The organism is Gemmatimonadaceae bacterium, assembly GCA_035533755.1.
Lineage (GTDB): Bacteria > Gemmatimonadota > Gemmatimonadetes > Gemmatimonadales > Gemmatimonadaceae > JAGWRI01.
Genome location: DATLTC010000089.1, coordinates 13,316 through 30,069, shown reverse-complemented (window position 1 = coordinate 30,069; position 16,754 = coordinate 13,316). Strand labels below are relative to the sequence as shown.

13 protein-coding genes are annotated in these 16,754 nt (G+C 70.0%); 8 read left to right on the top strand and 5 right to left on the bottom strand.

Annotated elements, in window-relative coordinates:
- Positions 1-3: 3 nt before the first annotated feature.
- Entirely contained in the window at positions 4-1,491 is a 1,488-nt protein-coding gene (locus VNE60_12425; protein HVB32327.1) for a sugar ABC transporter ATP-binding protein, read from the top strand.
- A complete protein-coding gene (locus VNE60_12420) occupies positions 1,488-2,444 on the top strand; it encodes an ABC transporter permease (protein HVB32326.1) in 957 nt (318 codons plus the stop codon). The genes VNE60_12425 and VNE60_12420 overlap by 4 nt, the downstream gene beginning before the upstream one ends.
- Positions 2,445-2,460: 16 nt before the next feature.
- Here VNE60_12420 and VNE60_12415 read toward each other — a convergent pair whose 3' ends face one another.
- From VNE60_12415 to VNE60_12400, 4 genes are all read right to left on the bottom strand, one after another.
- The gene (locus VNE60_12415) at positions 2,461-2,664 is read right to left on the bottom strand and encodes a hypothetical protein (GenBank protein ID HVB32325.1); all 204 of its coding nucleotides are present in this window, start codon (positions 2,662-2,664) and stop codon (positions 2,461-2,463) included.
- A gap of 81 nt (positions 2,665-2,745) precedes the next feature.
- On the bottom strand, positions 2,746-3,315 hold the full coding sequence (locus VNE60_12410) for a hypothetical protein (GenBank protein ID HVB32324.1): 570 nt from the start codon (positions 3,313-3,315) through the stop codon (positions 2,746-2,748).
- Positions 3,316-3,437: 122 nt separating this feature from the next.
- Entirely contained in the window at positions 3,438-4,136 is a 699-nt protein-coding gene (locus VNE60_12405; protein ID HVB32323.1) for a hypothetical protein, read from the bottom strand.
- A gap of 102 nt (positions 4,137-4,238) precedes the next feature.
- Entirely contained in the window at positions 4,239-5,090 is an 852-nt protein-coding gene (locus tag VNE60_12400; GenBank protein ID HVB32322.1) for a hypothetical protein, read from the bottom strand.
- 170 nt (positions 5,091-5,260) lie between these two features.
- Here VNE60_12400 and VNE60_12395 point away from each other — a divergent pair, with 170 nt between their 5' ends.
- The 6 genes from VNE60_12395 (at position 5,261) to VNE60_12370 (ending at position 14,899) form a co-directional block, all read left to right on the top strand.
- Positions 5,261-6,889, top strand: a complete 1,629-nt coding sequence (locus VNE60_12395) for a M20/M25/M40 family metallo-hydrolase (protein ID HVB32321.1) — start codon at positions 5,261-5,263, stop codon at positions 6,887-6,889.
- 50 nt (positions 6,890-6,939) lie between these two features.
- A complete protein-coding gene (locus tag VNE60_12390; GenBank protein HVB32320.1) occupies positions 6,940-7,815 on the top strand; it encodes a phosphatase PAP2 family protein in 876 nt (291 codons plus the stop codon).
- A 129-nt stretch (positions 7,816-7,944) separates the two neighbouring features.
- Positions 7,945-8,514, top strand: a complete 570-nt coding sequence (locus VNE60_12385) for a hypothetical protein (GenBank protein ID HVB32319.1) — start codon at positions 7,945-7,947, stop codon at positions 8,512-8,514.
- Between the two features lie 65 nt (positions 8,515-8,579).
- Complete coding sequence (locus VNE60_12380) at positions 8,580-10,238, top strand: M1 family metallopeptidase (protein HVB32318.1); 1,659 nt, start codon at positions 8,580-8,582, stop codon at positions 10,236-10,238.
- Between the two features lie 5 nt (positions 10,239-10,243).
- Positions 10,244-12,325, top strand: coding sequence for a M13 family metallopeptidase (locus VNE60_12375; GenBank protein ID HVB32317.1), 2,082 nt, complete (start codon positions 10,244-10,246; stop codon positions 12,323-12,325).
- Positions 12,326-12,430: 105 nt separating this feature from the next.
- Entirely contained in the window at positions 12,431-14,899 is a 2,469-nt protein-coding gene (locus VNE60_12370) for a M1 family aminopeptidase (protein HVB32316.1), read from the top strand.
- Positions 14,900-14,938: 39 nt separating this feature from the next.
- Here VNE60_12370 and VNE60_12365 read toward each other — a convergent pair whose 3' ends face one another.
- Complete coding sequence (locus VNE60_12365) at positions 14,939-16,723, bottom strand: hypothetical protein (protein ID HVB32315.1); 1,785 nt, start codon at positions 16,721-16,723, stop codon at positions 14,939-14,941.
- Between the last annotated feature and the right edge of the window lie 31 nt (positions 16,724-16,754).

Here is a 16,754-nt window from a genome sequence, read left to right as displayed (position 1 = left end):
CGCGTGGAGCTCGTGGCGCGGGGGCTGGTCAAACGGTATCCGGGAGTGCTCGCGCTGGATGACGTGGGGCTCACCGTGCGCGGCGGCGAGGTGCACGCCGTGGCGGGGGAGAACGGCGCCGGCAAGTCCACGCTCATGAAGGTGCTGGCCGGCGCGGTGTCGCCCGACGCCGGCACCCTGGCCATCGATGGGCAGCCGGTGCGGTTCACGTCGCCGCACGCCGCGCACGCGGCCGGCATCCGGATGATCCACCAGGAGTTGAGCCTCGTGCCCCAGCTCTCGGTGGCCGAGAACGTGTTTCTGGGCGCCGAGCCGTCGCGGCGCGGCGTGGTGGACCGCGACCGGCAGTCGCGCGCCGCGCGCGCCGTGCTCGACCGCCTGGGCCAGACGGGGCTCGCCGCCGACGCGCGCGTGGGCGATCTCCCGTTGGCGGCGCGCCAGATGACCGAGATCGCGAAGGCGGTGGCCGCGCGCGCCCGCGTGCTGATCATGGACGAGCCCACGGCCATCCTGGCGCAGGAAGAGACCGACGCGCTGTTCCGCGTGATCGCGCAGCTCCGCGACGAGGGGGTGGCGATCATCTACATCTCGCACCGGCTGGACGAGATCTTCCGCATCGCCGATCGCGCCACGGTGCTGCGCGACGGCCGGCTGGTGGCCAGCGCGCCCGTGGCCGAGCTCACGCGCGGCGACGTGGTGCGGCTGATGGTGGGGCGCGAGTTGGCGGCGGGGTATCCGCGGGCCGCGGGCGCCCCGGGCCCGGAGGTGTTGCGGCTGGAGGGGGTGACCTCGGGGCCGGTGCGCGACGCGTCGTTCCACCTGCGGCGCGGCGAGATCGTGGGGCTGGTGGGGCTCGTGGGCGCGGGCCGCACCGAACTGGCGCGCGCGATCTTCGGCGCGGCGCCGTTGCGGGCGGGCGCGATGTGGATGGATGGCCGGCCATACGCGCCCGCGTCGCCGCGCGACGCGATCGCGGCCGGCGTCGCGCTGCTGCCCGAGGATCGCAAGCGGCAGGGGCTGGTGCTGATGGCCACCATTCGCGAGAACGTCGCGCTGCCCTCGCTGTCCACGCTGGCGCGGGGCGGGGTGGTGGATCGCGCGCGCGAGGGCGCCGACGTGCGGCGCTGGCTCGACGCGCTCGCCGTGCGCACGCCGACGGTGGACCGGCCCGTGCAGCAGCTCTCGGGCGGCAATCAGCAGAAGGTGGTGCTGGCGCGGTGGATGCTGCGCCACGCGCGCCTGCTGGTGTTCGACGAGCCCACGCGCGGCATCGATATCGGCGCCAAGGCCGAGATCTACGGGCTGATGCGGCGCCTCGCGGACGAGGGCGCCGCGATCCTGATGATCTCGTCCGATCTGCCCGAAGCGCTGGGGATGGCGGATCGTCTCCTCGCCATGCGTGGCGGGCGCATCGTGGGCGAGCTGACGCGCGACGACGCGACGCCCGACCGGGTGGCGTCGCTGATTCTGGGCGAGAGCGCCGCCGCATGAACGCGCCTCCGATGCGCTGGCAGCGCGTGACCGATTACATGCTGGTGGTGGCCACGGTCGTCGAGGCGGCCGTCTTCGCGGCGATCGCGCCGGGGTTCCTGTCGCTGGCCAACGCCGTCAACATCGCGCTCAGCATCGCCGTGACGGGCATCCTCGCCGTGGGCATGACGGCGGTCATCCTCACGGCGGGGATCGATCTGTCGGTGGGGTCGGTGGTGGCGCTCACCGGCGTGGCCGGGGCGATGGCGGCGTCGCACGGCGTGCTGCCGGCCACGGCGGCGCTCGTCGCGGCCGTGCTCGTGGGCGTGGCCACCGGCGTCGTGAACGGCACGCTCACCGCGTATCTGCAGGTGCCGGCGTTCGTGTCCACCCTGGCCATGCTCACCATCGCGCGCGGGCTGGCGTTCATCGTGTCGAGCGGGCGAAGCATCGGCGATCTGCCGCCGTCGTTCGGGGCGTTGGGGCGTTCCGTGCTGTTGGGCATCCCGGCGCCGGTGCTGGTGATGGTGGCGGTCATGCTCGCGGGGGCGTTCGTGCTCGGCCGCACGGTGTTCGGCCGCCACATCTACGCCATCGGCGGAAACCCCGAGGCGGCGTGGCTGGCCGGCGTGAACACCAAGCGCGTGATCTGGTGGGTGTACGTGCTCAACGGCGCGCTGGCGGGCGTGGGCGGGTTGACGCTGGCGTCGCGGCTCGGGGCCGGCGTGCCCAACGCGGGCCAGCAGTACGAGCTGGACGTGATCGCCGCCGTGGTCGTGGGGGGCGCATCGCTGTTCGGCGGTCGCGGCACGATCGGCGGCACCCTGTGGGGCACGGTGTTCATCGGCGTGCTCACCAACGGGCTCAATCTGGCCAACGTGGATCCCTACGTGCAGAAGATCGCGCTGGGCGTGGTGATCGTACTGGCGGTGATCGGCGACGAGATCAGCCGGCGAAAGCGCGCCGCGGGATAGCGCCGCCGCGCCGCGCTCAGGTGGCCGTGCTGCCGCCCGGCCGGAACAGCCGTCGCATGAGCCAGACCACGAAGACGATGGGCAGCACGATGAACACGACGAACTTGAGCGCGAAAATGGTCACCAGTCCGACCGCGATGAGCAGGGCGACCGGGATGCCGAGGATCGCCATCGTGAAGAACGGGCGCAGGGCGAACAGTCGCAGCAGGGCCTTGATCATGAAACGGAACTCCCGGGGAGGGTCACCAACTCCCTACGTGTCCACCCACGGCTGAGGTTTCGCGCTGCCGGGCGCGGGAGATCAGTGCGTGGCTCCGGCGGGCGCGTGCTCGATGCGCCCCTCGGCCACGGCGTCCCACGCCGCGCCGTGCTTGACCACCTTGTACACCCGCTCGAACTCCAGCCGACCGATCCCGACGGAGCTGGGCGTGGAGTACCGCCGCACGGCCAGGTACACTTCCATGGTGTCGCGCGGCATGCGGAACACCTCGGAGAAGCGCACCACGTACCCCGCCATCGGCGCCTGGCAATGGGCAATGTGCGGCGTCTCTTCGATGGGCGGCTGGCAGGTGCCCTGCACGATGTGGCTCTCGAGGACGGCGGTGCGCAGCGCCTGCGACATGCCCGCCGTGCCGGCGTAGCCCTCGGTGCGAGGCAACAGCCGCGGATCGAGCAGCAGGTACAGCGACGGATCGCCGATGGTGAACGCGCTGCCGATCGCCGCCTGATAGATGGCCACGCGGTCGTGCACCGGGAGGTCGGCCACGCGGAGCCCGTGCCCACGGACGTAGGTATCGCCGGTCTTTGGTCCGCAGCCCGCGGCGGCGGCCAGCACGAGGGCGGCGACGAGCAGTTGACGGGGTCGGCTCATGGGGTGCGGCCCTTCTCCTCGTGCAGGCGGCCTGTCCGGCGGGTGAGCGTTCGTGCAACTTCGCAATGTAACGCGTCCCGTGGGGCGGCGGCATCGCGACCGTCGGCCGCGCGCTCGCGCGCCTAGCGTTCGTCGCGCCGTGCCGCTGCGGCGTCCCGCGCGCGGATGGGCTCGAAGGGCGCTTCTCCGGCGGCAAGGGCGCGCGGCTCCGATGGCTCGTCGTTGGCGGAGTCCGTGGCCGGCGCACGCGCGGTGAGTACGCGCGTGATGAATCGCTGTCCCTCGGACACGCGCTCGACCTCGATGGCGATGGCGTCCACCGCGGTCTCGATGCGCTCCATGCGCTTCACGCTCTCGTCCCAGTTGGCGGGGAGTGACGGTGGAGCGGGGCGGCGCCAGAGCCGGCGGGTCCAGGCGATCGCGAGGGGGATGACCAGGGCGAGCACCACGAGGTCCACGGCGTCGCGCATGGCGCTCGGCGGCACGATCGTGAACGGTGGCGGTACGCTCGTGCCGGCGCGATAGCTGGCCGGCACGCTGGCCAGGAGCTGCCCATTGTCGGCGATCTGCTGCTCGAGGTTCAGGATCCGGCTGTCCAGGAACTGCACCTCGGCCTGGAGTCCGGCGGCGTTCACCACTCTCGGGCTCTGGAGCTGCCGGGCGAGACTGGCGCGCCGGGACTGCGCCGACGAGAGCTGGTTGGACAGCTCGTCGCGGCGATGCAGCAGCGCGGCGACGTCGCGGGCAGACATCGGCCGTGCGAGGGTCTGCTGGCCGGCCAGTGGCGCGGCGCCCGGCGCGCCGGCCTGCGGTGCCGGCACGGACGGGACCTTCGCGGGCGGAGTCGTGGCCGGGGTCTGCATGGAGTGCCTTACGGAGAGCGCGCGCCCGGAGTTCCAGCGGTGGGGTGAGCGGCGCCGAGATCAGTTCAGCGTCTCGGTGTGCATCATGCCGTGCATGAAGTGCGGCTTGCCGTCCTTGGCGTCGGGCACGAAGCAGATGAACAGGTAGTTGCCGGCCGTGAAATCGGCCGAGAAGTAGCCCGTGACGCCGGGTGCCTCGAAGGCCAATCCGCCAATCGCCACGCCGGGCGGCGGGCCCTGGGGATTCTGGACCCACTCGACCAGATCCTCGCCGGTCTTTCCCGGGGCGAGCTTGACGATCTCCACTTCGTGCGGCTGCGCCGCCGCGTTGGTGACCGCGAACGCATGGTGGCCGGTGGTGAGCGCCCTGGCGAACTGGAAGCCGTAGTCCTTGAGCGTGATGGAGTCATCCACGGTCGGCGCCGCGGTCGCCGTCTGGCTGGGGGTGACGACGAACGCGCGCAGCATGCCTTTCATGAAGTGCGGGACGCCGCCGGGCACGTCCACGAAGCAGACCATCGCGTAGTTGCCGGCGGAGAGTTCGACCGTGGCGTCGGAGGTGGCGCCCGGGACGGGCGCGTTGGGTCCGCCCAGCGCCACGGCCCACGCGGGGATCGGGCCCGGATGCTTGAGCGCGGCATCGAGATCGGCCGCGGTCTTGCCGCTGTCCAGGCGGAAGATCGTCGCATGATGCAGGGTCGTCCCGTCGTTGACCAGGTTGAACGTCACGTAGCCGGCGGCGATCGAATCCGGCGCCACGTAGGCGAAGTCCTTGGCATGGATGGTGACGACCGTTGGCGCGGCAGGGGCGACGGCCGCGGCAGCGGCGGGGGTGGACTGATCCTGTTTGGCGCACGCCGCGAGCGCGGCCACCGCTGCGGCGAGGAATGCATACGTGATGCGGGCACGCATGGGACGAACCTCGGGGAGGGATGTAGGGGGGAACTGCGGCGGGTGGGAAGCGCAACACGATGGTTTCACCCGGGATTCATGTCAACCCGTGGCCGTGTCGAACGGGGCTCGACGCCGGCGGCCGGACGGCGGTAGGTTCATGCGTCTCCTGCCTGCAGGCTTGTCCCGCCATGTCGCATCTGTCCCGTATCGCGCCCCTCCTCCTCCTGGGTGCGGCGCTTGTCGCGCCACTCTCGCCGCTCGTCGCGCAGGGCGAATCCATCGATACCGCGATGATCGCGAAGATCCGCGACGTGGGGCTCAATCACTCCCAGGTCATGAACCACATGGTCTGGCTGGCCGACGTGTACGGGCCGCGGCTCGAGGGGAGTCCGGCCATCGAGCGGGCCGGCGAGTGGGCCATGAAGACCCTCGAGTCGTGGGGGCTCACCAACGTCCACGAGGAGCGCTTCCCGTTCGGCAAGGGGTGGGCCCTGGTGCACTTCGACGCCGAGATGGTGGCGCCGCAGGAGCAGCCGATCATCGCCATGCCCAAGGCCTGGACGCCGGGCACGAACGGGCCGGTGGTGGCCGACGTGGTGCGGCCCGACATCCGGACCGAGGCGGACTTCGCGAAGTATCGCGGCACGTTGCGCGGCAAGATCGTGCTCACGCAGCCGGCGCGCACGGTGCGGATGCTCACCGGGAAGATCATCCTCACGTACACGCCGGAGATGATCGACGAGATGATGACGCCGCTGCCGCTGGGGTGGAAGCCGCCGGTGCGGCGGCCGGGACCGGCGCAGGCGTTCCAACGCAAGCTGCTGAAGTTCTACAAGGACGAGGGCGTGGTGGCGCTGCTCGATCGCGGGATGGACGCCGATACCGTGACCGGCGGAAGCGATCTCTCGTGGTATGCGCAGCACACCGACGGGGGCACGTTCATGGTGCAGGCGGGCGGCCCGCACGACGCCTCGGCGGGGCAGGGGCTTCCCGAGATCACGCTCGCGGTGGAGCACTATAACCGGATGGTGCGCATCCTCGACGTGGGCGTGCCGGTGAAGATGCGGCTCGACGTGCAGACGAAGTTCTACGACGAGACGACGCCGCGCGGATTCAACATCGTGGGCGACATCCCGGGCACCGACCCGGTGCTCAAGCACCAGATCGTGATGATCGGCGCCCACTTCGATTCCTGGCATGGCGGCACGGGCGCCACCGACAACGGGGCCGGCGACGCGGCGATGATGGAGGCCATGCGCATTCTCGAAACCGTCGGCGCGAAGCCGCGCCGCACCATCCGTATCGCGCTCTGGGGCGGCGAGGAGGAGGGGCTGCTCGGGTCGAAGGCGTATGCCAGGGAACACATCGGCGATGCCGCCACGGGCACGCTCAAGCCGGGGTACGACACCTTCGACGCGTACTACAACCTGGACAACGGCAGCGGCAAGATCCGCGGCATCTGGATGGAGGACAACGCCGCCGTGGCGCCGATCTTCAAGGCGTTCCTGGCGCCGTTCCGCGACCTGGGCGTGGATCTGTTCAGCCCGCGCCCCGTGCGGTCCACCGATCACGAGACCTTCTCGGCAGGATTCGGGCTGCCGTCGTTCCAGTTCGTGCAGGATCGCCTGGAATACGCGGCGCGCACGCATCACACGAACATGGACGTCGTGGACCGCGTCCAGCCCGGCGACATGAAACAGATGTCGACGATCGTCGCGGCGATGGCCTGGCTCACCGCCGAGCGCGGCGCGATGTTGCCGCGCAATCCACTGCCCAAGCCCGAAGGAACAGGAGCGGGCGGCCCGGGGTCCAAGTGACGCGGCCTGCGCATCGGAGGTCAGCTCAACGATTACACCCGAGGTCGAGCATGGGGCGGGGCGCCGGTTGTCATGGGTCGCGGGTGGTGGGCGTGCGGTTGATCGCGGTACTACTCGCGGCGGCGCCCGCCGTGGCTCGCGCGCAGGCCGACATCGCGCGAATGCCCGCCGACTCGACGCATGCCGCCGGCGCGCATGCGCCTGGTCCGCTCTTCTCCCGGCGTGACGCCTGGATCGGCCTGGGCTTCGTGGCCGCCACGGCCGCCGCGCTGCCGCTGGATCAGCGCGTGGCGTACAACCTGCAACTCCCGCAGAACCAGAACGAGCCGGGCCTGGTTCGCGCCTCGGCCGTGTTCCGCAATATCGCCGATCCCGGCACGGTGTACATCGGCACCGGGATGTACGCGGCCGGCCTGCTGTTCCAGAATCGGACGCTGGCCGACATGGGGCTGCACGCCAGCGAGTCGCTCGCCATCGCGTCGGTGGCCGGGTTCGTGCTCAAGGGCATCGTGGGTCGGCCGCTGCCGCGCCAGCGCAACGCCGATGCCGACAGCTACGTGTTCGGCCGCGGCATGCGCGTGGACGGCAACTGGCAGGCGTTCCCGTCGGGCCACACGCTGGCCGTGTTCTCGATCGCGTCGGCGGTGACGGCCGAGGCGCAGGACCGGTGGCCGTCGCACGGCACGCTGGTGGGCGTGCTCACCTACGGCGTGGCCTCGGCGGCCGGAATCTCGCGGCTGTACAACAACGCGCACTGGGTGAGCGACGTCATCTTCGGGGCCGGCATCGGCATCTTCTCCGGCATCAAGACCGTGCAGTACGCGCACACGCATCCGGGCAATTGGGTGGATCGCCTGTTGCTGCACGCGTCGTTGGCGCCGGCGCCGGGCGGGGCGGTGGCAGCCTTCCACTTCGAGCAGCTCTGAGCGGTGGGCGCTGCCGGCGAGGCCCGGGCGAGGTCGGGCGGCACGCGGGCGCACCCGGTTGGACGGCTGGGGTAGTTAGGTTGGAGGACCGGCCGGAATCGCGCCGGCGTCCCAACACACTCCGCGCTCATGATTCTCGGTCACCTCGGCATCGCGCTCGGCGCGCGTGCCGTCAAACGCGATGCGCCGCTGGGCTGGCTGATCGCCGCCTCGTTCGCGCCGGACGTCATGGACCTGGCGTTCGCGTCGGCCGGATTCTGCAACGCGGCCGGCGCCTATTCGCATTCGCTGCCCGCGATCGGCGTCACAGCGCTCGTGCTCGGCGTGGGCGCGGCGTGGCGCACGCGTAGCGGAAAGACGGCGCTGCTCGTGGCCGGACTGGTGGTGGTGCATCTGCTGGTGGATTACCTCACGGGCCTGAAGGCGCTCTGGCCGGGGGGCCCGGTGGTGGGCCTCGACCTGTATCGGTGGGGGTGGGCCGACTTCGCGCTCGAGGCGCCGTGCATCGTCGGGGGGTGGTGGGCGGCGCGCCGCTGGGGCGATCTCCCGCGCTGGGTGGGCGGGCGGCTGGTCCTGGTCACCCTGCTGGGCGTCCAGCTCGTGGCGGATACGGTGCACAAGGAGGACCGCATCAAGCGGCCCATGGCGTGCGCCAAGGAAGGGCTCTTTCACAAGGCCCCCCTCCAGCCGGCGCGATGACAGCACGGCGCACGGAGAGTATGATCTAGGGTCCTGACTCCCCGCTCCCGGAGCTTCGATCCGCCATGCGCCGCCTCGCCCTCGCCGCCGTCCTCGCTGCCGTTCCACTGCTCGGCGCGCGCGCCCAGCGTCCCGCGCCCGTGTTCACCCACGCCGACACGCTCCGCGGGTCCAACGGCCCGGCGCGCGCCTGGTGGGATGCCACGTTCTATGATCTGCACGTGACGGTCGACCCGGCCGACAGCAGCATCAGCGGCTACAACGGCATCACGTACCGCGTGGTCGCGCCGCGCCAGGAGATGCAGATAGACCTCCAGGAGCCGCTGGTGGTGGACAGCATGCTGCAGAACCGCCAGGCCCTGCGGTACCGGCGGGACGGCAACGCGTTCTTCGTCACGCTCGAGGCGCCGCAGCGCGCGGGCGCCTCGAATACCGTGACCGTGTACTACCATGGCAAGCCGCGGGCGGCCATCCGTCCCCCGTGGGACGGCGGATTCATCTGGCAGCACGACAGCCTGGGCCACCGCTGGGTGGCCACGGCCAACGAGGGACTGGGGGCGAGCGTCTGGTGGCCCAACAAGGACTATCTGGCCGATGAACCCGACAGCCAGCGGATCGCGATCACCGTGCCCGATCCGATGATCGACGTGTCCAACGGCCGGCTGCGCACCGTCACGCCGAACGCCGACGGCACGACCACGTACGAGTGGTTCGTGGCCGACCCGATCAACAACTACGACGTCGAGGTGAACGCCGGCGACTACACGCACTTCAGCCAGATCTATCATGGCGAGGACGGCACGCTCACCATGGACTTCTGGCCGTTGGCCTATCACCTGCAAGCCGCCCAGCGGCAGTGGGCGCAGGCCACGTCCATGATGCGGTGCTTCGAGCACTGGTTCGGCCCCTACCCGTGGTACCGGGACGGCTACAAGCTCATCGAGGCGCCGCACCTGGGCATGGAGCACCAGAGCGGCGTGGCGTACGGCAATCACTTCGAGAACGGCTATCTGGGGCGCGATCTCTCGCACACCGGGCTCGGGCTGAAGTGGGACTTCATCATCGTGCACGAGAGCGCGCACGAGTGGTGGGGCAACAACATCACGATGAAGGACCAGGCCGACATGTGGGTGCACGAGAGCTTCGCCAACTACGCCGAGAGCCTCTACGAAGAGTGTCTCGACGGCAAGGAGGCGGGCGCGCGGTACGTGATCGGGGTGCGGGACAACGTGCGCAACGACCGCCCCATCGTGGCCCCGTACGGCGTGAATGCCGAAGGGTCGGGCGACATGTACTACAAGGGCGGCAACATGCTGCACACCATCCGCCAGATCGTGAACGACGACGCCAAGTGGCGCGATATCCTGCGCGGCCTGCAGAAGACCTTCTGGCACCAGACCGTGACCGGCCAGCAGGTGGAGAACTACATCAGCCGGCAGGCCGGGATGGATCTGGGCCCGGTGTTCGACGAGTACCTCAACACCACGATGATCCCCACGCTCGAGTACCGGTTCGCGGGGCGCACGGTGTCGTACCGCTGGGCGGATGTCGTCCCGGGGTTCGCGATGCCGGTGAAGGTCACGCTGGCGCCCGATCGCTACACGTTCATCCACCCCACCGCGCAGTGGCAGACCGCGTCCACGACGCTGGCCGCACCGGCCGATTTCAAGGTGGACGAGAACTTCTACGTCACGGTCAAGAACGTCGACCCAGGGAAGGAGTAACCCCCATGTCCGCCCATGCCAGCCGTGCTCGCGTTGTGCTCGCCGCGGTCGTCGCCGCGCTGTCGGTGTCCTGCAAGGTCACGCAACAGCCCGCGTCGTCCGACACGACGGCGCTCAAGCCGCTCAAGGTGGTGGACGTGGCCTACACGGACACCACCGTGAAGGCGTGCAGCGACTTCTTCGAATTCGCCAACGGCACCTGGCTGAGGACCGACACGATCCCGGCCGCCTATTCGTCGTCGGGCGTGTTCAAGGACATGGCGGATCGCAACGAACTCGTGGTGCGCTCGGTGCTCGACGACGCCGAGGCCAAGCGCGCGTCGCTGCCCGACACCAGCACGCAGCACAAGCTCGGCACCTTCTACGCCACGTGCATGGACTCCACCGCCGCCGAGGCGGCGGGACTCACGCCGTTGCTGCCGTCGCTCGCCGCCATCGATTCGGTGGCCTCGCCGGCGGCGGTCCTGGCCGCGGCCGCGAGGCTGCAGGTGGACGGCGCCAACGTGCTCTTCCGCTACTACCCCGCGGTGAACGCGCACGACGCGGCCCACTACATCGCCGACATCGACCGCGGCGGTCTCGGGCTGCCCGATCGCGACTACTATCTGAACAAGGCGGCGTCCGCCGACTCCACGCGCACGGCGTACGTGGCGCACGTGGCCCGGATGTTCGTGCTCGCCGGCGAGGACAGCGTGGCCGCGCGGGCCGACGCCGGTCGCGTGATGGCGGTGGAGACCGAGTTGGCCAGGGCGCAGCTCACGCGCGTGGCGCGGCGCGATCCCAAGGCCGTGGACCACCAGATGCCGATGGCGGCGCTCCACACGCTCGCGCCCAACGTCGACTGGCCGGCGTACTTCCACGACATCGGGCTCACCGCCGCGGTGGCGCGCGTGAACGTGGACGAGCCGGCGTTCCTCCAGCGCGTGAGCGCGCTGGTGGCCGGCCGCCCGCTGGACGACTGGCGGGCGTATCTGCGTTACCACGCGCTGTCCAGCGCCGCGCCCTGGCTCAGCTCGGCGTTCGTGAACGAGAACTTCGCGTTCAGTTCGCGACTGAGCGGCGCCAAGAAGCTGCTCCCGCGCTGGAAGCGCTGCCTGCGCGCCACCGACGGCGAGATGGGTGAAGCGCTGGGGCAGGCGTACGTGGCCAGGACGTTCCCGCCCGAGGCGCGGGCCAAGGCCAAGTCGGTGATCGACGACATCCGCGCGGCATTCAAGGAACGGCTCATGCACCTGGCCTGGATGTCCGACTCCACGCGGGCCCACGCCTTGGACAAGCTGGCGAAGATGGGCGAGAAGGTGGGCTATCCCGATACGTGGCGCGACTACTCCAAGCTGCAGGTGGCCGACGGGCCGTTCGTGCTCAACGTGCGCAACGCCGACCGCTTCGAGTGGAACCGAATCGTGAACCGGCCGGGGCAGGCGGTGGACCGCACCGAGTGGGACATCACCGTTCCCACCGTGAACGCGTACTACGATCCGAGCAAGAACGAGATGGTGTTCCCGGCCGGTGCGCTGGTGCCGCAGACGTTCGACCCCAAGGCCGACGACGCCGCCAACTATGGATCGCTGGGCGGGAGCTGGGCCGGACACGAACTCACGCACGGGTTCGACGACGAAGGGCGGCACTACGACGCCCAGGGCAATCTGCGCGACTGGTGGACGGCCGCCGATTCCCGGGCGTTCGACAAGCAGGCGCGGCTCGATGCCCAGCAGTACGACGGCTACATCCAGGTGGATACCTTCCACGTGAACGGGCAGCTGACGCTGGGCGAGAACATCGCCGACTACGGCGGCGCGCTCACCGCCTACGACGCGCTCGAGCACGCCCTGCAGCGCGACGGGCGGCCCGGCCTGATCGACGGATTCACCCCCGAGCAGCGCTACTTCATCGCCTTCGCGCAGAGTTTCCGCGCGCACACGCGCCCCGAGGAGTTGCGCCTGCGCGTGACCGTGGATCCGCACTCTCCCGATCGGTGGCGGGTGAACGGGCCGCTCTCCAACATGCAGGCGTTCGCCACGGCGTTCGGCTGCAAGCCGGGCGATCCGATGGTCCGCCCGCGCGATCTCGTGCCGAATATCTGGTAGCCACGAGCGGCGATGTCTCGATTCGCCGCGCCACTTGCGATCCGGCCGGCGACCGATCTTACTCCGATCATGTCGCCGGCCGGTCGTCCTTCACCTGGTGTGTCCATGCGCCTCACCCTCGCATCCCTCTGCCTCGCCCTCGTTGCGCCGCTCGCCGCGCAGGCCCAATCCAACGCCGTCGCCATGGGCGTGGATCAGTACGCGCGCTCGCACAACTACGACCTCGTGCATCAGCGGATCGCCGTGTCCGCGTTCGACTGGGATTCGACGTCGTTCGACGGCCGCGTGACCACCACGCTCGTCTCGCTGCGCGCGGGACTCGACTCGGTCATCCTCGACGAGGGCGCGCTGCTCTCCAATACCAGCGTCACCGGGCGCGACGGCCGCCCGCTGCGCACGGGGCGCCATGGGGATACGCTGGTCGTGTTCCCGCCGCGTCCGCTCGGTTTCCGCGACACGCTCGTGTTCACGGTGGCCTATCGCGGCAAGGTGGAGAACGGCCATGGGCTCACCTACATCACCACCGACGGCCTCGCCCACCGGCCGCGCCAGATCTGGAGCCAGGGGGAGGACATGGACAACCACCTCTGGTTTCCCACGTACGATTTTCCCAATGACAAGATGACGTGGGAACTGAGCGCCACCGTGCCCACCGGGGACGTGGCGGTGTCCAATGGACGGCTGGTGTCCGACGTCCGGCACGGCGCCACGCACACGATGACTTGGAACCAGGACCGTCCGTCGGCCACGTATCTCGTGTCGCTCGTCGTGGGGCCGTTCGCTCGCATCCACGATTCGTGGAAGGGCGTGCCCGTGGACTACTACGTCTATCACGCCGACAGCGCGCGCGCCTGGCCGCTGTTCCATGCCACGCCGGACATGATCAACACGTATTCCGAACTCACCGGCGTGCCCTATCCGTGGGCCAAGTACGCGCAGACCACGGTGGCCGACTTCTTCGGCGGCATGGAGAACGTGAGCGCCACCACGCTCGTCGACTGGCTGCCCGACGCGCGCGCCTATCAGGACCGGCCCTGGTATCTCACCCTGCTCATCCCGCACGAGTTGGCGCACCAGTGGTTCGGCGACTACGTGACCACCGAGGACTGGGCCAACCTCTGGCTCAACGAGGGCTTCGCCGAGTTCATGCCGGGCCAGTACTGGGGGCGCAAGCTGGGCGCGCACGCGGCGCAGGACTACTACGCCGACGAATACCGCCAGTACATGGCGATCGACGCCCGCAAGCCGATGGCGCTCGCCTCGTACCATTCGGACAACATCTATCCCAAGGGCGCGCTCGTGCTGCAGATGCTGCAGGACGAACTGGGCCCGACGCGCTTCTGGGCGTCGATCCACACCTACCTCACGCGGCACGCGTATGGCAACGCCACCTCGGACGATCTGCGGCAGGCCATCCTCGCGACCACGGGCGAGAACCTGAGTTGGTTCTGGAGCGAGTGGGTGTACGGCGCCGGCTATCCGGCGTTCGACGTCACGGCGCGCTACGACAGCGCGCAGGCCACGCTCAGTCTCGAGGTGAAGCAGACGCAGCGCGACACGCTCCACGCCGACAGCGCGGGCGTGCAGTTCCACGTGCCGGACGTGTTCCGGATGCCGGTCACGGTGCGCGTGGGCACGGCGCAGGGCGACGTGATGTACCACGGACAGCTGGACGCGCGCGAGCAGACGATCACGATCCCCGGGGTGAAGAGCGCGCCGACGATGGTGGTGTTCGACGACGGCAATCACGTGCTCAAGGCGCTCACCTTCGACCAGCCCACCGCGTGGCTGGCCGCCCAACTCACGCGCGACGAGAATCTGTGGGACCGCGGGTGGGCCATCAGCGAGCTCGCCAAGCGGCCCGCGGACTCCGAGGCCGCCACGGCGCTCGCCACCGCCGCGGCCCACGCCGACTACTATCTCACCCGCCAACAGGCGGTGGAAGCGCTGGGCGGCTTCTCGTCCGACGTGGCCATGGGGCCCGTGGACGCGGCGCTCAAGGACACGTCGTCCGCGGTGCGCGGCGCGGCGGTGGCCGCCCTGGGCAAGTTGGGCGGCGATCGCGCCGTGTCGCTCATCCACGACACGTTCGACCACGACAATAGCTACGACGTGCGCGCGGCCGCGGTCACGGCGCTGGTCGAGGCCGACTCGGCGCACGCCCACGACGTGCTGGCGCAGGCCCTGCGCACGCCGTCGTATCGCGAGGTCATCCAACACGCGGCCATCCAGGGCATCGCGCGCCTGCAGGATACCGCGCGCGTGAACGACCTGGCCGCGATGCTGGCGCTCGACGCGCTGCCCGCGCAGGCGTTGGGCGTGCTGGCGGCGCGCGGCGACGCGCATGCGCTCGATGCGCTGGCCGCGCATCTCGACGACCAACGGGCCGGCGTGCGCCGGTACGTGCTCACGGGGTTCCGCGTGGCCCTCACGCGTCCCGACCACTCAGTGGTGTTGGCCAGGCTCAAGAGCGCGGCCGCCGGGCTGACGCACGCCGACACGAAGGCGGCGGCCGACGCGTTGATCGCCCGGATGGAGAAGGGCGGTACGCCCGCGGGCGGGCGCGACAACTAGCGCGCCGCGCCCACCGCGGGCCAGCAACCGCCGCCGGGTCTACTGGCCCGGCGGCAGGCGGAAGATCGCCAACTGCGGCTGCAGCGCGGACAGCAGCGGATGGGCGCCGGGCGCCGCGAACTGGATGGTCACGGTGGCCGCCGTGCTCGGCGTGTCGAGCCGGTAGAACGCCACCGCGCCGGGGTCCATCCCCTGCGCGGTCGTGTCCGACGTGATCGGCGTGACCAGCTCCGGCGTCGGCGTGGGAATATCCGCCGATGCCGAGGTCGCGTACAGCCGCGCCCAGAGCTGCTTGAGGTTGCGCGACACGAAGCGATCGGCCGCCGGCGCCGTGCTGCGCGGCAGGCCGGGCAGGCTGTCGGTGTAGAGCGCCAACCCGAAGTTCGCGAACAGCGACGGGAACGACTGCCCGGTGGCATTCTCGATGTTCGCCGCGCCGGTGAGGTAGGTGTCCTCGAGCTTCCGGTACACGCCGGTGCCCATCTGATCGCCCAGCCACCGCACCAGCGCCCAGTCGCCACCGCGCCACGAGAAGCCGTTGTCGGCGTCGGAGTGCAGCGTCACGCTGGCCGTGTCGGGCAGCTGCGCGAACTTGTACGAATCGTACAGGAAGCCCTGCACGAATCCCTCCGACGAGTCGGGGAAGATCTGCGACGGATCGGTGCGGCAGGACGGCGGCGGGCACTTGTTCTCGTAGTACACCGAACCCAGCTCCTCGGCCGTGATGCTCAAGCCCTCATCCAGCCATCCCGCCTCCGGCGAGCCGCCGTGGACGATGGCGTGCTGCGAGAAGTTGATCAGGTGCTGCAACTCGTGCAGGAACACCGACGGCACGTCGAGGTCCACGGAGCTCACGGTATGCTGGCAACTCACCGTCGAGTTGGGATCTGGCACGATCGTGTAGAAGATCTCGCCCTGGTTGGAGTTGGGGTCGGAGGCGGTGTTGAAGTCCTCCTCGTCGAAGAACCCGGCCACGTAGCCCTGCGTCTGGCAGTCCGACGCCGGCGTGTCGGCATTGACCACCGGCGACATGAGCACGATCACGTGCCCGTTGTTGTCCACGTCCGACGGCTGGCCGAACGCCGAGGTGTCGATGGGGTAGAGCGTGGCGTCGAAGTACTGGCCATACTGCTGCAACTGCGTCGGCGTGAATCCACCGGCCGGCGAGAGGGTGTCGTCGTACAGCAGGATGTTGTTGCCCACGTACTCCAATTGCGCGCCCACCGCCTTCCATGCCGGCTTGTTGGGATCGAAGCTGGAGAGGACATGGAATGTTCGCACGCTTCCCACCGCCGGCGCGGGCACCACGGCGCGGGCGATCGACGCGCGAATCGCCGCCGTGCGGCCCCGGAAATCGCCGGCCAGCGCCATCGCGCGGCCCCGCTTGCGCAGCGCCTGCTCGAACGCGAGTTGGCGCGGATTGGGATGCAGCGGCGGCAGCGTGCCCACGGCGCCCGACGGGCTCATCTGCGGCGACATCTTCAGCGCGGCGATAGACGCCGACCCGCCGCTCGCCGCGCTGAGACTGTATGACACCAGCGCGTTGGTGGCCTGGTCGGTGGCGAACTCGGGCACCACCAGATAGCTGGCGCCGTTGCCGGCCAACGTCACCGTGGTTCCGCCGTTGCTGCAGTCCACGCGCGCGGTCTGCGCCACGCTCAGCTGCAGCGTACCGCTCACCGAGCATGGATTGGCGGTGATCGTCACCGGCGGTGTTTTGGTGGGCGGCGGCGTGACGGACGAGCCGCTCGAACTGCAGGCCGCGACGGCGCCGAGCAGGACGGCCGAGGCGGTGAGACGGAATGCGATCAGGCGGACTGGCATGGGGGTGGCGAAGTCGGTGGGCATGGACGGG

Coding starts and splice junctions, on each gene's coding strand:
- VNE60_12420 (HVB32326.1), top strand. CDS start 1,488: ATGAACGCGCCTCCGATGCGCTGGCAGCGCGTGACCGATTACATGCTG.
- VNE60_12415 (HVB32325.1), bottom strand. CDS start 2,664: ATGATCAAGGCCCTGCTGCGACTGTTCGCCCTGCGCCCGTTCTTCACG.
- VNE60_12410 (HVB32324.1), bottom strand. CDS start 3,315: ATGAGCCGACCCCGTCAACTGCTCGTCGCCGCCCTCGTGCTGGCCGCC.
- VNE60_12400 (HVB32322.1), bottom strand. CDS start 5,090: ATGCGTGCCCGCATCACGTATGCATTCCTCGCCGCAGCGGTGGCCGCG.
- VNE60_12395 (HVB32321.1), top strand. CDS start 5,261: ATGTCGCATCTGTCCCGTATCGCGCCCCTCCTCCTCCTGGGTGCGGCG.
- VNE60_12390 (HVB32320.1), top strand. CDS start 6,940: ATGGGGCGGGGCGCCGGTTGTCATGGGTCGCGGGTGGTGGGCGTGCGG.
- VNE60_12385 (HVB32319.1), top strand. CDS start 7,945: ATGATTCTCGGTCACCTCGGCATCGCGCTCGGCGCGCGTGCCGTCAAA.
- VNE60_12380 (HVB32318.1), top strand. CDS start 8,580: ATGCGCCGCCTCGCCCTCGCCGCCGTCCTCGCTGCCGTTCCACTGCTC.
- VNE60_12375 (HVB32317.1), top strand. CDS start 10,244: ATGTCCGCCCATGCCAGCCGTGCTCGCGTTGTGCTCGCCGCGGTCGTC.
- VNE60_12370 (HVB32316.1), top strand. CDS start 12,431: ATGCGCCTCACCCTCGCATCCCTCTGCCTCGCCCTCGTTGCGCCGCTC.
- VNE60_12365 (HVB32315.1), bottom strand. CDS start 16,723: ATGCCAGTCCGCCTGATCGCATTCCGTCTCACCGCCTCGGCCGTCCTG.